We start from the raw sequence: 14,736 nt of genomic DNA on the forward strand, positions 1-14,736 counted from the left end.
TCCTCCCCGGCGAGTTGCGACATCGAGTCACCACTCGCGCGCGATTCCAGCAGTTACTCACGTCTCGCGGGGCTTGGCGTCCCGGGGTTAGGCGTCGCGGATTAGGCGTCGGGGGGCTCGACGGCGCGGGCGAGGAGTTCGACGAGGAGGCGTTCGGCGACGGGATGCGGCAGCGCCTCGACGAGGGCGAGCAGCGGCGCCTGGTCCTCGGGGAGTCCGGGCGTCGCGCCGCCAGCGAGGCCCAGTGAGCTCAGGATCTGCATCGCCGTCCCCGAGTCGAGCGTCGCGTCCGCGAGCCCCGGCGGCAGGGCCGCCAGCACGGCGCCGCGGTCGACGGGCGGGACACCGCGCGCCTCGTCCGCGGCTCCGCGCAGGGCCGCCTCCAGCTCGTCCAGACGCCCCTCGGTCACCGGCGTGATCGTCAGGTGCGTCGTGTGCGGCAGGCGCGTCCCGTCGGCCTGCTCCAGCCCGGGCTGCAGCTGCAGCACCCAGCCCCGGCGGCGGACGCGGTCGGCCCAGTGGTGCGGATCCACGCGCCGCGGGTCCGGGACCGTGTCGTCCGTGGCGACGGCCAGCAGCGGACCGACGGGGTCGCCGACGACGCGCAGGCCGTCGATGTCGCCCACGATGTCCTGCAGCCCGCGGGTGGCGCGGCGGCACGACTCCGCAAGATCGGCGAAGCCGCGCGCCCCGAGCGCCTGGACGATGGCCCAGGATGCGGCGAGCGCGCCCGCCGACTTGGACCCGAGCAGCGTCGGGTTCACCACCGGATAGCCGGGCCACCGGGTCGTCGCGAAGTACTGACGGCGCTGCCGGTCCCGGTCGCGCTGCAGCAGGACGCTCGCGCCCTTGGGGGCATAGCCGTACTTGTGCAGGTCCGCCGAGATGCTGGTGACACCGGCGACGCGGAAATCCCAGGCAGGCAGCGCCGAGCCGTCCGCCCCCCGCCAGAACGGCAGGATCCACCCGCCGATGCAGGCGTCGACATGGCAGGCGACGCCGGCCTCGTCGCACGCCGCGGCCACCTCTTCCACGGGGTCCAAGGCCGCGTACGGATAGGACGGGGCCGACACGACGACCAGCGCGACGTCCGGGCCGATGCGAGAGGTGAGTGCGGACGCCTCCGCGCGGCCGGTCGCCGGGTCGACGGGCACCAGATCGAGAGCGAGGTCGAACAGCGCCGCCGCCTTGTGGAACGCCGCATGGACGGTCACCGGCGCCACGACCCGCGGGGTTCCCGTGCCTCCCGCCGCACGCCAGCCGTCGCGCGCGGTCTTGACCGCCAGCAGGCACGACTCGGTACCGCCGGAGGTGACCGACCCGACCACGTCGTCCCCGCCGTGCAGCAGCTCGCGCGCGAAGCCGATCACCTCGCGCTCCATCACCGCCACCGACGTGAACGTCGTCGGGTCGAGGCCGTTGACCGGCTGCACCAGGCGCATCGCCTCGGCCGCCAGCTCGTCGATCTCGGGCATCCCGGAGTCGTACACGTAGCTGAGCACGCGCCCGCCGTGGGTCGGCGCATCGGCCGCGCGCAGGGCACCGAGCCGGCCCAGGATGGCCCGGGTCGCCTCGGGCCGGAGTTCAAACGACATCGATGTCTCCCTTGCGCAGCCGGTAGCGCGCCAGCGGGAGCAGGCTCGCGGCGATGATGAGGGCCGGGATGAGGCTGAAGCTCAGCGCGATTCCCGCGACCGCGCTCCCCGGTTGGGCCGCCGCATCCGTCACGGCGGAGCTGCGCGAGACGTAGCCGCTCAGGGCGAGGACGACGGCGAGCACGGTGGCGCCGAGCGCCATGCCGGTCGTCTCGCCGGCCGTCCACATGCCCCCGAACGTTCCCGCCCGGCCCTCGCCGTTCCGGCGCGCGTCGTGCGAGATCACATCCGGCAGCATCGCCATCGGCAGCGACTGCATGCCCGCGTAGGCAGCCCCCGCGACGGCGACCGGAGCGTAGACCCACGCGCCCGGAGCCCACAGCAGCCCGATCATCGACAGCGCGGCGACGCCGAACAGGACGCTCGCGATCACGAAGCCACGTTCCTTGCCGATCCGCCGCGCGACCACACCCCAGACCGGCGTGACTACGAGGGCGGGAGCGATGAGGGCGACGAAGAGGAACGTCACCGCGTCCTCCGAATGCAGCACCCAGGTCGCGACATAGTTGGCGCCCGCCAGCATCAGGCCGGTGGCCAGCCCCTGCAGCAGGAACGTGAGGAACAGTGCACGGAACGGCTGACTGTCGCGCAGCACGCGCATCCCGGCGGCGTAGTTCGCTCGCAGGGTGACGAGGATGCTCTCGCGCGGTGGATGGTCCGCCGACGGCAACCCGCGGGGTGCCACGAAAGCGGAGACGAGCATGCCCGCGCCGATCAGGACACCGGCGACGAGCGCCATCAGCAGATAGCCCGTGAACGTGTTGCCGCCGCCGAGTGACCGCAGCGCCGGACCGCCGGCCCCGAACAGCAGGATGGCGAACGTCAGCACTACCACGCGCCAGGTGAGCAAGCGCGTGCGCTGGTCGTAGCCGGACGCCAGCTCGGCGGGCAGTGCGATGTACGGCACCTGGAACAGGCTGAACGCGGTCGCGGTGAGGACGAAGGCCACCAGCACCCAGACGGCGGCCGCACCGGGAGGCGTGCCAGGAAGCACCGCGAACGTCAGGAGGAAGAACACCGGCAGGCCCACCGCGCCGATCACCATCATCGGCCGTCTCGACCCGCGCTCGGCGAGCATCCGGTCGCTCCGGGCGCCGATCACCGGGTCGATGATGACATCCCACACCTTCGCCACCGTCACCACGGCACCGGCGGCGATCGCCGCGACCCCGAGGGAGTCGGTGAGGTAGTACACGAGGACGAGCCCCGGCAGGGTCGCGAAGCCGCCGGTTCCGAGCGAACCGATGGCGTAGCGCGCGACGGTCGCCCGGGTCAGCGACTGCTCCGTTGCGATCATGTCCGCAGCGTAGTGGATGCGCGGGGCCTCGCCCCGCAGCGGCTCAGGTGGACTCGGTGTCGTACGGCGGAACGGCGCCCGCCGTGAGTGGCATCCTGCGCTGCGCGTACGCCGACTGCGTCACAGGCTTGATCGCGCCGGCCGGCTCGGCGGCCGGATCCTCCAGCAGCGCCTCGCGGATGATGCGCCGCGGGTCGTACTGGCGTGGGTCGAGCTTCTTCCAGTCGACCTCGTCGAACTCCGGGCCCATCTCGTCGCGCATCCGGTCCTTCGCACCGTTGGCGAAGTCTCGCAGCGATCGCACCAGTGACCCAAGTTTCGCCGCGTACGCGGGGAGTCGCTCGGGCCCGATGACGAACGCGGCGATCACCGCCACGATCAGCAGCTTGTCGAAGGTCAGCCCGAACACGATTCCAGGGTATCGCGGCGGTGCCTCCATAGATGCCGCGTGAGCCGACCGTATCCTCGGAATTGGCCGACTACAGAAGGCCGACCGACGGGAGCACTGTGTCAGAGAAGGACTCGAACTGGAGGTTCGCCGACGACGTCGTCGTCGAGAGCGAGGTGATCGCCCGCGCGCGGCAGCAGTCGCTCGAACTGGGCATCGACCCGATCTCGCCCGCCACCGGCGCCCAGGCGGCCGTGATCGTCGCCGCCACCCGGGCCGAGAGCGTCGTCGAGATCGGCACCGGAGTCGGCGTGTCCGGGCTCTGGCTGCTCACCGGCGGCACAGAGGCCCAGCTGACCTCCATCGACGTGGAGGTGGAGCACCAGCAGCACGCACGCGCGTTCTTCACCGAGGCGGGCCTCCCCTCGAACCGCGTGCGCCTCATCCCGGGGCGTGCCCTGGATGTGCTCCCCCGCATGAACGAGAACTCCTACGACATCGTCTTCGTGGACGCGGACCCGCAGTCGGTCATCGAATACGTCGAGCACGGGCTCCGGCTGGTACGCCCCGGTGGGACCGTCCTCGTCGCCCGTGCCCTGTGGCGCGGACGCGTCGCCGACCCCGCGGCGCGCGACGAGGTCGCGACCGGGTTCCGCACGCTCATCACCGAGACCTCGGCCTCGGGAGCGGTGATCAGCGCGCTGTCGCCGGCCGGCGAGGGACTGCTGCAGATCACCAAGCTCGCGCCCTGAGCCCCGACCCGACCCCTGAACTCCTAGCCCATGGCGGCGGAAGTACGCCGAGAAGGGCCCCGATCTTCACGATCGGGGCCCTTCTCGGTACAGCAAGGTCAGGCGGAGGTCACGACATTCGCGAGCGCGTCATGCAGCTCTTTGGCTTCCGCATCGTTGACGGAGACCACAAGTCGTCCCCCACCCTCGAGCGGCACGCGCACGATGATGAGCCGTCCCTCCTTCACAGCCTCCATTGGCCCGTCCCCGGTCCTCGGCTTCATGGCCGCCATGCAGCTCCCCTTTCGTGGATGTCCTCCTATTATCCGACATTCGAGTGGGCCTGCGGAAATCCTGGGGATCACGGGGGTGACCAGTCGTAGCCGTCGATCGTCCAGCAGACGGCGACCCATCCCACCTGCAGCACGATGAAGAGCAGAACGAGAGCGATCCGGTAGACCCGGCTGCGCGGCAGCGCGAGGGCGCCGAGCAGCGGGAAGAGCGGCATGAGCAGCCGGAACGTACTGGACTGCGGGAAGAACACCGCGAGCAGGTAGAGGGAGTAGGCGGCGATCCAGAACCGCAGATCGACCCCCAGCCGGCGCACCGCCGGGGAGAACAACAGGATGACGAACAGCGCAATCAGGACCACGAGCACGACCACCCCGACCCACCCCGGGATGCCGAGCATCGCGCTCGCCCACCAGTCCGCACCCTGGAACCACGGCGCGAACGGCAGAAGGTGCGTGAAGCCGATGTACGGCGCGCGCCAGGCGAGCTCGGTGTCCGTGTAGGCGGTCCACGAACCGGTCGCGACTCCGGCGATCGCCGGCCACGCGAGCCCGGCCAGACCACTGAACACGGTCAGCGCAACGCTGAGCACGCGCTCCCGCACCGGGAACGGGTCATCACCTCGACGTACCCAGCGGTACACGACGTGGAACGCCAGAGCGAGGGCGAACGCCAGCCCGCTCGGCCGCGTGAACGCCATCGCCAGCACGACGGGGAACAGCCAGCCGTACCGCCGCTCGACCAGCAGCAGCAGCGCGGTGACCAGCAGCAGGATGTACAACGACTCGGCGTAGGCGACCTGGAACAGCGGCGAGACCGGGGCGACGCAGAACAGCACGACCGCGAACAGGCTCTGCGAGGCGCTGAGTCCCACCCGGCGCATCAGGCGGTGGAAGACGAGCGCTGCGCCTGCCCCGGCGAGGAACGACACCAGCACCGCGGCGACCGGCCACGGCAGCCGTGTCAGGAACATCACCGCGTCGACGACACCGGGGAACCCGGGCATGAACGCCCAGGCGTTCTCGCTGACGTGCAGCCCGTCACTGGTCGGCAACGCTGCGGGATAGCCCGCAGCGGCGACGATCTGATACCAGCGTCCGTCCCAGATGTTCGCGAAGATGAAGTAATCGGGTGCGGCGGACGTCCATGCGTTCACGCCCTCTCCCGCTGCGAAACTCAGCAGGATGGCGGTCGTGACGGCGCGCGCCGCGAGGTAGACGGCGAGCACCCGCACCCACCACATCGTCCACCAGGCGCGGGGACGAGCACCGAGCTCGGCGGAGTCGTCGAGATCGTGGGCGTCGGTGTCGCTCAGCGCGACGGGCTCACCGGGGACCGGCGCCGCTGAGCCACGCACGCAGCCCCTCCTCGACCGCCACGATCTGCTCCACGTCGACGCGCTCGTCGTCGGCGTGCGCTTTCAGCGGGTCACCCGGACCGTAGTTGACCGCCGGGATGCCCATCGCGCTGAACCGGGCGACATCCGTCCACCCGTACTTCGGCTTGGCCACACCGCCGACCGCGGCGACGAACTCCTGCGCGAGCGGCGCATCCAGTCCGGGCCTCGCGCCGTCCGCGCGGTCGACGACGGTGATCTCGTAGTCGCCGAACAGCTCGTGCATGTGCTCGATGGCCTCCTGCGAGCTGCGGGAGGGGGCGAACCGGTAGTTGATGTGCACCATGCACTCGTCGGGGATGATGTTGCCCGCGACGCCGCCGGAGATCCCGACGGCGTTGAGGCCCTCCTTGTACACGAGGCCGTCGACCTCCACCTCGCGCGCCGTGTAGGAGGCCAGGATGTCGAGGATGGGCGCGGCCTTGTGGATGGCGTTGTCGCCCACCCAGCCCCGCGCGGAGTGCGCGCGCAGCCCGTAGGTGCGCACCTCGACCCGCAGGTTGCCATTGCAGCCGCCCTCGACGACGCCGTTGCTGGGCTCGCCGAGGATGCCGAAGTCGCCCACGAACAGGTCGGGACGGTTGCGCGCCAGCCGCCCGAGGCCGTTCAGCTCGGCGTTGACCTCCTCGTGGTCGTACCACAGCCACGTCACGTCGACGGCGGGGTCCGTGAGCTCTGCGGCGAGCTTCAGCTGGACGGCGACGCCCGCCTTCATATCGACGGTGCCGCGCCCCCAGAGGTAGCGGATGCCCTCGTGCTCCTCGAAGCGCGTGGGCAGATTGCCGTTCAGCGGCACCGTGTCGATGTGGCCGGCGATGAGCGCGCGGCGTTCGCGACCGCGGTTCGTCCGGGCGACGATGGCGTCGCCGTCGCGGATGACCTCCAGGTGCGGCAGAGGGGCGAGCGCCGACTCGATGGCGTCGGCCAGCGTCCCTTCGTTGCCGGAGACCGACTCGATGTCGCAGAGCTGACGGGTCAGGTCGATGGAGGTGGCGCTGAGGTCGAGGGGCACGCTGCTGATCTGCACCCTACTAACCTAGGGGCATGCCTTCCGACGTGCCTGAAAACTCCACCGCGCCCGCCGCATCCCGCTCCGCATGGGGCTACGGCCTTGCGACCGTGGCCGCCGACGGCACCGTGCTCGACACGTGGTTCCCGGAGCCCCGGCTCGGCGCGCTTCCCGCCGGCCGCGACCGCTGGATCGCCCCGGCGGAACTGGAGGAGCTCGCCGGCGACGACCCGCGCCGAGCCGTCCGCATCGACATCGTGACGGTGGAGATCGAGCTGGATGCGCCGCCCGCCTCCACGCCGGACGCCTACCTGCGCCTGCACCTGCTCTCGCACCTCCTCGTCCGGCCGAACGGGCTCAACCTGGACGGCATCTTCGCTCACCTGCCCAACGTCGCCTGGACGAACGCGGGCCCGGTCCACCCGGCCGACCTCGACCGGCTGCGTCCGCGACTGCAGCGAGCGGGCATCCAGGTGGCGGGGGTGGACAAGTTCCCGCGCCTGCTCGACTACGTCACGCCGGAGCGCGTCCGCATCGCCGACGCATCGCGCGTGCGCCTGGGCGCGCACCTGGCCCCCGGAACGACCGTCATGCACGAAGGGTTCGTCAACTTCAACGCCGGGACGCTCGGGTCCTCGATGGTGGAGGGCCGGATCTCGCAAGGCGTCGTGGTGGGCGACGGCTCCGACATCGGCGGGGGCGCATCCATCATGGGGACGCTGTCCGGCGGCGGCACCCATCGGGTGTCGATCGGCGAACGCTCGCTGCTCGGCGCGAACTCGGGCATCGGCATCTCGATCGGCGACGATTCCGTGGTCGAGGCCGGGCTCTACGTGACGGCGGGAACGAAGGTCGTGGTCGTCGGCGAGGCGCCGACCGCCGACGGCCGCCCGCGCACCGTGAAGGCGGCGGAGCTCTCGGGGATGCCCGGACTGCTGTTCCGCCGCAACTCGCTGACCGGCGCGGTCGAGGTGCTGCGCCGCGCCGGCGTCGGCGTCGAGCTCAACGCGGAGCTGCACGCGTAACCCGGCACGGCGGGCGCTTCGGATCGCGCCGCTGCCATCTCTGGTTGACGCAACACGCCGTCCGCGCGGTCGCCGGCGCGGCGTGTTGCGTCAACCACATGGCTTTCGCGGGTGGCGCGCACAGCCGTAGTCCATGGGACGCAACACGCCGTTGAGCGGGCGCGTTAACGGCGCGTTGCGTCCCATGGATGCGCGTCAGACCATCGCGAGAACGGAGGCCGGGTCGCGAAGGATGCGGCCGATGTCGGCGAGGAAGCGCGAGCCCTGCTCGCCGTCCACGATCCGGTGGTCGAACGTCAGGGCGAGCGTGAGCACCTCCCGCAGCGCGATGCCGCCCTCGTACTCCCACGGCTGACGACGGACCGCCCCGACCGCGAGGATGGCCGCTTCGCCGGGCGTCAGGATGGGCGTCCCCGCATCCACCCCGAAGACGCCGACGTTGGTGATCGTGATCGTTCCGCCGCTGAGGTCGGCGGGCGCCGTCCGCCCGGAACGGGCCGTCTCCGCCAGCTGCCGGATCGCGGCCGCCACTCCCCCGAGCGTCAGCGCGTCCGCATCCCGGATGACCGGGACCAGCAGACCGCGCGGCGTCGCGGCCGCGATACCGAGGTGGACGTAGTCCGCCTGGACGATCTCGTTCGCCGCGTCGTCCCAGCGCGAGTTGACGGCGGGCGTGCGGCGAACGGCCAGCAGCAGCGCCTTCGCGACCACCGCGAGCAGGCCGGGCCGGGACTCGGCGAACTCGGGCTGGGCCCGCAGGCGTGCCACCAGTTCGATGGTGGCCGTCGCGTCCACCGTCAGGAAGACCGTGGCCTGGGGCGCACCGAACGCACTGCGGACCATGGCCTCCGCGGTCGCCTTGCGGACACCACGGATCGGGATGCGCGTCTCGCGCGAACCGGCAGCGCTCGGCGCGGGCTGCGGTGCGTCGGCCGGAGTCGCCCCGTGGGCGAACGACTCCACGTCGCCGCGAGTGATCAGCCCGCGTTCGCCCGAGCCGATCACGGAGGCCAAGTCGACACCCAGCTCGCGTGCGAACTTGCGGACGGGCGGGGTGGCCCGCGGCCGTTCCGCGAGCGCAGCGGTCGTCAGCACGGGCGTCGGTGTCGGCGCGGGCGCAGGCGTCGGCGCGGAAGCCCGCACGGGCGCTTCCGCCGTCGCCAGCCCCGGCCGCGCGCGGCGCGCAGGCCGGTCGCGGGACTCCGGTCGCGCGCCGTACCCGACCAGGGTCGGCTCGCGCTCCTCGGCCACCGCCTCGCCGCGCGGCGCGCCGCCGTCCGCCGGGGCCGGCTCCACCGCATCCACCTCGAACGCCACCAGCGGCTCCCCCACCGCCACCGTGACCCCGGGCTCGACGAACAGCCGCGACACGCGACCGTCGTACGGTGCGGGCAGCTCCACGAGCGCCTTCGCCGTCTCGACCTCCGCGATGATCTGGTTGAGCTGTACGGTGTCGCCGACGGCGACCTTCCACGTCACCAGCTCCGACTCGGTGAGACCCTCGCCGAGGTCGGGAAGCGCGAACTCCCGGACCGCCATCAGTCCTCCACCCCGCTCAGCGAGTTCGGCCGGTCGAGGGCGCGGTCGATACCGTCCAGGATGCGGTCGAGGTCCGGCAGGTGCGCCGCCTCCAAGCGAGCAGGCGGATACGGGATGTCGTGCCCGGTCACCCGCACCGGCGCGTGCTCGAGGTGGTAGAAGCAGCGCTCGGTGATGGAGGCGGAGATCTCGGCGGCGAGGCCGCCCGAGAGGGCCGCTTCATGCGTCACGACGAGACGGCCGGTGCGCTTCACCGAGGCGACCACAGTGTCGATGTCGAGGGGCGACAGCGACCGCAGGTCGATCACCTCCACGGAGACGCCGTCGTCGGCCGCCGCGACCGCCGCATCCCGGGCCAGCGGAACGAGTCCGCCGTACGTGACCAGCGTGACGTCGTTCCCCGGGGTGACGACGCGCGCGGTGCCCATCGGGCGGGCGTCGGCGAGCGGGGCATCCTCATCCACTTCGCCCTTCGCGTGGTACCGGCGCTTCGGCTCGAAGAACAGCACCGGGTCGTCGGACGCGATCGCCTGCCGGATCATCGTGAACGCGTCCTGCGGGTCGGACGGGCTCACGACCCGAAGACCCGCCGTGTGGGCGAAGTACGCCTCGGGCGAGTCGGAGTGGTGCTCGGCCGACCCGATGCCGCCCGCGAAGGGGACGCGGATCACGATCGGCATCCGCACCGCGCCCTGGGTCCGGTAGTGCATCCGCGCCACCTGGTTCACGATCTGGTCGAAGGCCGGGTAGATGAAGCCGTCGAACTGGATCTCCACCACGGGACGGTACCCGCGGTAGGCCATGCCCACCGCGGTCCCCAGGATGCCGGACTCGGCTAGCGGTGAATCCATCACCCGGCGGGGGCCGAACTGGGTCTGCAGGCCGTCGGTGACGCGGAACACGCCGCCGAGGGTGCCGATGTCCTCTCCCATCAGGACCACGCGGTCGTCCTCCGCCAGGGCCCGGCGCAACCCGGCGTTGATCGCCTTCGCCATGCTGAGCGCCGTCATCGTCCGTCGCTCCCCACGAACGTGCGCAGGTAGCGCGAGTAGTGGTCGCGCTCGCGGGCGATGCCCGTGTGCGGCTCGGCGTAGACGTGATCGAAGACGGACAGCAGGTCCGGGTCAGGGAGGGCGGTGATCCCCGAGCGCATCTCGGCGGCGACGGCGTCGGCCTTGGCCGCGATCGCGGCCGTCCGCTCCTCCGTCAGCGCGCCCTGGGCGGTGAGGTACGCCTCCACCCGGCTCACCGGGTCCTTGGCGCGCCAGGCGTCGAGCTCGGCGGCGTCGCGGTAGCGGGTCGGGTCGTCCGCGGTCGTGTGCGGGCCCATCCGGTACGTGACGGCCTCGATGAAGGTGGGGCCGCCGCCGGAGCGCGCCCGGTCGAGGGCTGCGCGGGTGACGGCCAGCACCGCGAGGACGTCGTTGCCGTCGACGCGGACGCTCGGCACCCCGAACCCCGGCGCGCGATCGGCGATGGGACGCTGTGCCTGGAGCGAGACCGGCTCCGAGATCGCGTACTGGTTGTTCTGGCAGAAGAAGATGACCGGGGCTGCGTAGGTCGCGGCGAAGATCAGGGCCTCGCTCACATCCCCCTCGCTCGTTGCGCCGTCGCCGAAGTAAGCGACCGCGACGGCGTCGGTGCCGTCGGCCTGGATGCCGAGCGCGTAGCCGGTCGCGTGCAGGGTCTGCGCACCGATGATGACCTGCGGGGTCGCCATGTTGATGTCGTAGGGGTTCCAGCCGCTCTGGGTGGTGCCGCGCCAGACGCGCAGCAGGTCGACGAGGCCGGCGCCGCGGCAGTACGCGACACCGTGCTCGCGGTAGCTGGAGAAGACGAAATCGTCGCTCCGGAGCGCGCGGCCGGAGCCGATCTGGGCAGCCTCCTGGCCGAGCAGCGGCGGCCACAGGCCTAGCTCGCCCTGGCGCTGGAGCGCCGTCGCCTCGGAGTCGATCCGGCGGATGACACGCATGTCCTCGTAGAGCGCGAGCAACTGCTCGTCTCCGATGTCGGAGACCCAGGCGTCGAAGCGGTCGTCCGCGTGGCGGACGCCGTCGGCATCGAGAAGGTTCACCAGGTCGATTCCGGCGAGTCCCAGCTCAGCGGCGGAATCGAGGTCGGTGTGGGAGCCGCCCCGTCGGGTGGCAGGCTGATTGTCGATCGTCACGGTTCACGCAACCTTCACTCTCGCGCCCGGCCGGCACAGCTTGTGGCGTGCACGACCGGCTTCCGGCCTCCTTGCCGGAATTAGAGGAAGGCTACGCCGTGAGGTCAGCGCGCACAACCAGCGGCGTGTCGACCGTGCAGGATGCACTATGCGACAGGATGCACGTCTGCTAACTTTCGCATTATGCGCAGCTTTGACAATACCGACCGCCGCATCCTGCTGGCGCTCGCGGACGACCCCCGATCGACCAACGTCTCCCTCGCCGACCGCCTCGGTCTGAGCCGCAACACGGTGCAGTCGCGGGTGGCCGAGCTGGAGCGCAGCGGAGCGTTCCTGTCGTTCGAGCGGCGGATCTCGGCCCGCGCCGCCGGGTACCCGCTCGCGGCCTTCGTCAACGTCCATGTGCGTCAGCAGCGGCTCGCAGCCGTCGTGGAGAGCCTCGCCGCCATCCCCGAGATCGTGCAGGCCCATGGGCTCTCGGGCCCCTCCGACCTGCTCTTGCGGGTGGTCTGCACCGACGCCGAGGACCTCTTCCGGATCACCGGCATCATCCAGTCCACCGACGGCGTCGACCGCGCCGAGACCTCCCTGGACATGGGCGAACTCATCCCCTACCGCCTCCGCCCCCTCCTCACCCGCGACGCCTGAACCCCCTCCCCACGATCGCTTCCTCACTTAATCCGCCGACACGCCGCAGCGAACCGGATTAACTGAGGAAGCGATCGTGGGGAGGGGGACGACGAAGGCCGCGTCGACGGGGTCGACGCGGCCTTCGGGTGGGGCGAGAGGTCAGGCCTCTGCGGGGGCCTCGGCGGGCTCCTCAGAGGCGGGCGCCTCGGAGGCGGCGGCCTCGTCGGCGATCACCGGAGCGAGCGACAGCTTTCCGCGGTCGTCGATCTTGGTGATCTCGACCAGGATCTTCTGGCCGACACCGAGCACATCCTCCACGTTCTCCACACGCTTGCCACCGGCGAGCTTGCGGACCTCGGAGATGTGCAGCAGACCGTCCTTGCCCGGGAGCAGCGAGACGAACGCACCGAACGCGGCGATCTTGACGACGGTTCCGAGGAACTGCTCGCCGACCTCCGGGTTGGTGGGGTTCGCGATCGCGTTCACCTGGGCACGGGCCGCCTCGGCCGAGGGGCCGTCGGTGGCGCCGATGTAGACGGTGCCGTCCTCCTCGATAGAGATGTCGGCGCCGGTCTCGTCCTGGATCGCGTTGATCGTCTTGCCCTTCGGGCCGATCAGCTCGCCGATCTTGTCGACCGGGATCTGGACCGAGATCACGCGGGGCGCGGTCGGGGCCATCTCGTCCGGACGGTCGATGGCGGCGTTGAGCACGCTCAGGATGGTCGTACGAGCATCCTTCGCCTGCTTCAGCGCACCCGCGAGGACCGACGACGGGATGCCGTCGAGCTTCGTGTCGAGCTGGATCGCGGTGACGAACTCGCTGGTTCCGGCGACCTTGAAGTCCATGTCGCCCAGCGCGTCCTCGGCGCCCAGGATGTCGGTGAGCGCTGCGTAACGGGTCTCACCGTCGACGACGTCGGAGATCAGGCCCATGGCGATACCGGCGACCGGGGCGCGCAGCGGCACACCGGCGTTCAGCAGCGACAGGGTGGAGGCGCAGACGGAACCCATCGAGGTGGAGCCGTTGGACCCGAGGGCCTCGGACACCTGACGGATCGCGTAGGGGAACTCCTCGCGGCTCGGCAGCACCGGCACGAGGGCGCGCTCGGCGAGGAAGCCGTGCCCGATCTCGCGACGCTTCGGCGAACCCACGCGGCCGGTCTCACCGGTCGAGTAGGGCGGGAAGTTGTAGTGGTGCAGGTAGCGCTTCTTGGTGACCGGCGAGAGCGAGTCGATCTGCTGCTCCATCTTGAGCATGTTCAGCGTGGTGACGCCCAGGATCTGGGTCTCGCCGCGCTGGAAGATCGCCGAACCGTGGACGCGCGGGATGACCTGCACCTCGGCGTCGAGCGGACGGATGTCGGTCAGGCCACGGCCGTCGATGCGGATGCCCTCGCGGAGGACGCGGCCGCGCATGACGACCTTCGACACCGACTTGTACGCCGCGGAGAACTGGGTGAGGACCTCGGGGTCGAGGACACCCGCCTCCACCTTCTCGGTGAGGGCGACCTTGACGCGCTCCTTGAGGGCGTCGTCGGCGTTCTGACGCTCGATCTTGTCGGCGATCTGGTACACGTTCACCAGGTCGTCGTAGGCGAGGCCTGCGACGTTGTCGTAGGTGCTCTTCGAGTAGGGCAGGAACACCGGGTAGTCGGCGATGGCCTTGGCGGCCTGCTCGGCGATGACGTTCTGCGCACCGACGAGCTGACGGATGAACGGCTTGGCCGCCTCGAGACCCTGCGCGACGATCTCCTCGTTCGGCTTGACCGCGCCGGCCTGGATCAGGTTCCAGCTGTTCTCGGTGGCTTCGGCCTCGACCATCATGATCGCGACGTCGCCCTCCGAGCCGTCCTCGTTGGTGAGGACGCGACCGGCGACGATGAGGTCGAACACGGCCTCCTTGAGCTGCTCGGCCTTCGGGAACGCGATCCACTGGTCCTCGTGCGCGCCGTTGCCGGGGATGAGCGCGAGGCGCACACCGGCGATCGGGCCGGAGAACGGCAGACCGGAGATCTGCGTGGACAGGCTCGCCGCGTTGATGGCGAGTGCGTCGTAGAACTCGTCCGGAGCGATGCTAAGGACGGTGATGACGATCTGGACCTCGTTGCGGAGGCCGTCGACGAACGACGGGCGCAGCGGCCGGTCGATCAGGCGGCAGACGAGGATCGCCTCGGTGGAGGGGCGGCCCTCACGGCGGAAGAACGAGCCGGGGATCTTGCCGGCGGCGTATGCACGCTCTTCGACGTCGACCGTGAGCGGGAAGAAGTCGAAGTTGTCCTTCGGGTGCTTGCTGGCGCTGGTCGCGCTCAGCAGCATGGTCTCCTCGTCGAGGTAGGCGGCGACGGCGCCCTGCGCCTGCTGGGCGAGGCGTCCGGTCTCGAACCGGACGGTGCGGGTGCCGAAGCGGCCGTTGTCGAGCACGGCTTCGGCGAACTTGATTTCAGGACCTTCCAAGAGGTCTTTCTCCTTTGTTTAACGTCGCGGTCCCGTGTGGACGCGACTATGCATGCACGACTGTGCAAGGAGCAGGAACAGGCAGTTCGACACGTGTTTCGTGTACGCGGCATCCCATGCGGGTGCGTGGGCTGAGCCCGTCTGGCCATCAGTA

13 protein-coding genes are annotated in these 14,736 nt (G+C 70.7%); 3 read left to right on the top strand and 10 right to left on the bottom strand.

What is annotated here, in order from left to right:
• Positions 1–101 precede the first annotated feature (101 nt).
• From P3F85_RS09860 to P3F85_RS09870, 3 genes are read right to left on the bottom strand one after another with little or no spacing between them, the layout of a single operon-like run.
• Positions 102–1,595 (bottom strand): aspartate aminotransferase family protein, encoded by a 1,494-nt coding sequence (locus P3F85_RS09860; protein WP_374007110.1) that lies wholly within the window; start codon positions 1,593–1,595, stop codon positions 102–104.
• Positions 1,585–2,952, bottom strand: a complete 1,368-nt coding sequence (locus tag P3F85_RS09865) for an MFS transporter (protein ID WP_374007112.1) — start codon at positions 2,950–2,952, stop codon at positions 1,585–1,587. The genes P3F85_RS09860 and P3F85_RS09865 overlap by 11 nt, the downstream gene beginning before the upstream one ends.
• Before the next feature lie 43 nt (positions 2,953–2,995).
• Positions 2,996–3,361: a twin-arginine translocase TatA/TatE family subunit gene (locus P3F85_RS09870; RefSeq protein WP_374007114.1), complete on the bottom strand. Its 366-nt coding sequence runs from the start codon at positions 3,359–3,361 to the stop codon at positions 2,996–2,998.
• A 98-nt stretch (positions 3,362–3,459) separates the two neighbouring features.
• On the opposite strand from P3F85_RS09870, the gene P3F85_RS09875 reads away from it, so the two are divergent.
• Positions 3,460–4,092, top strand: a complete 633-nt coding sequence (locus P3F85_RS09875; RefSeq protein ID WP_374007116.1) for an O-methyltransferase — start codon at positions 3,460–3,462, stop codon at positions 4,090–4,092.
• Positions 4,093–4,190: 98 nt separating this feature from the next.
• On the opposite strand, the gene P3F85_RS09880 is transcribed toward P3F85_RS09875, so the two are convergent.
• The 3 genes from P3F85_RS09880 to dapE form a co-directional block, all read right to left on the bottom strand.
• Positions 4,191–4,364 (bottom strand): DUF3117 domain-containing protein, encoded by a 174-nt coding sequence (locus tag P3F85_RS09880; RefSeq protein ID WP_310128484.1) that lies wholly within the window; start codon positions 4,362–4,364, stop codon positions 4,191–4,193.
• A 68-nt stretch (positions 4,365–4,432) separates the two neighbouring features.
• The gene (locus tag P3F85_RS09885) at positions 4,433–5,719 is read right to left on the bottom strand and encodes a hypothetical protein (protein ID WP_374007118.1); all 1,287 of its coding nucleotides are present in this window, start codon (positions 5,717–5,719) and stop codon (positions 4,433–4,435) included.
• The gene (gene dapE / locus P3F85_RS09890; protein ID WP_374007120.1) at positions 5,688–6,785 is read right to left on the bottom strand and encodes a succinyl-diaminopimelate desuccinylase; all 1,098 of its coding nucleotides are present in this window, start codon (positions 6,783–6,785) and stop codon (positions 5,688–5,690) included. The genes P3F85_RS09885 and dapE overlap by 32 nt, the downstream gene beginning before the upstream one ends.
• 17 nt (positions 6,786–6,802) lie before the next feature.
• Here dapE and dapD point away from each other — a divergent pair, with 17 nt between their 5' ends.
• Entirely contained in the window at positions 6,803–7,792 is a 990-nt protein-coding gene (dapD, locus tag P3F85_RS09895; protein WP_374007121.1) for a 2,3,4,5-tetrahydropyridine-2,6-dicarboxylate N-succinyltransferase, read from the top strand.
• A gap of 195 nt (positions 7,793–7,987) precedes the next feature.
• Here dapD and P3F85_RS09900 read toward each other — a convergent pair whose 3' ends face one another.
• The 3 genes from P3F85_RS09900 to pdhA are packed head-to-tail and all read right to left on the bottom strand — an operon-like array spanning position 7,988 to position 11,498.
• On the bottom strand, positions 7,988–9,331 hold the full coding sequence (locus tag P3F85_RS09900; protein ID WP_374007123.1) for a dihydrolipoamide acetyltransferase family protein: 1,344 nt from the start codon (positions 9,329–9,331) through the stop codon (positions 7,988–7,990).
• Positions 9,331–10,341 carry an alpha-ketoacid dehydrogenase subunit beta gene (locus P3F85_RS09905; protein ID WP_374007125.1) on the bottom strand — a complete coding sequence of 337 codons (1,011 nt, stop codon included), beginning with the start codon at positions 10,339–10,341 and terminating at the stop codon, positions 9,331–9,333. The genes P3F85_RS09900 and P3F85_RS09905 overlap by 1 nt, the downstream gene beginning before the upstream one ends.
• Positions 10,338–11,498, bottom strand: a complete 1,161-nt coding sequence (gene pdhA / locus P3F85_RS09910; RefSeq protein ID WP_374007126.1) for a pyruvate dehydrogenase (acetyl-transferring) E1 component subunit alpha — start codon at positions 11,496–11,498, stop codon at positions 10,338–10,340. The genes P3F85_RS09905 and pdhA overlap by 4 nt, the downstream gene beginning before the upstream one ends.
• Before the next feature lie 183 nt (positions 11,499–11,681).
• Between pdhA and P3F85_RS09915 the strand changes: the two genes are divergently transcribed.
• Complete coding sequence (locus P3F85_RS09915; protein ID WP_374007128.1) at positions 11,682–12,146, top strand: Lrp/AsnC family transcriptional regulator; 465 nt, start codon at positions 11,682–11,684, stop codon at positions 12,144–12,146.
• A gap of 141 nt (positions 12,147–12,287) precedes the next feature.
• Here the strand turns inward: P3F85_RS09915 and P3F85_RS09920 are convergent, their stop codons facing one another.
• Positions 12,288–14,582 (bottom strand): polyribonucleotide nucleotidyltransferase, encoded by a 2,295-nt coding sequence (locus P3F85_RS09920; RefSeq protein ID WP_374007129.1) that lies wholly within the window; start codon positions 14,580–14,582, stop codon positions 12,288–12,290.
• Positions 14,583–14,736: the final 154 nt, after the last annotated feature.

Origin of the sequence: Leifsonia sp. T36S-04 (assembly GCF_042465655.1) — a bacterium.
Lineage (GTDB): Bacteria > Actinomycetota > Actinomycetes > Actinomycetales > Microbacteriaceae > Leifsonia.

Coding starts and splice junctions, on each gene's coding strand:
- P3F85_RS09900 (WP_374007123.1), bottom strand. CDS start 9,331: ATGGCGGTCCGGGAGTTCGCGCTTCCCGACCTCGGCGAGGGTCTCACC.
- P3F85_RS09865 (WP_374007112.1), bottom strand. CDS start 2,952: ATGATCGCAACGGAGCAGTCGCTGACCCGGGCGACCGTCGCGCGCTAC.
- P3F85_RS09915 (WP_374007128.1), top strand. CDS start 11,682: ATGCGCAGCTTTGACAATACCGACCGCCGCATCCTGCTGGCGCTCGCG.
- P3F85_RS09860 (WP_374007110.1), bottom strand. CDS start 1,595: ATGTCGTTTGAACTCCGGCCCGAGGCGACCCGGGCCATCCTGGGCCGG.
- P3F85_RS09905 (WP_374007125.1), bottom strand. CDS start 10,341: ATGACGGCGCTCAGCATGGCGAAGGCGATCAACGCCGGGTTGCGCCGG.
- dapD (WP_374007121.1), top strand. CDS start 6,803: ATGCCTTCCGACGTGCCTGAAAACTCCACCGCGCCCGCCGCATCCCGC.
- P3F85_RS09880 (WP_310128484.1), bottom strand. CDS start 4,364: ATGGCGGCCATGAAGCCGAGGACCGGGGACGGGCCAATGGAGGCTGTG.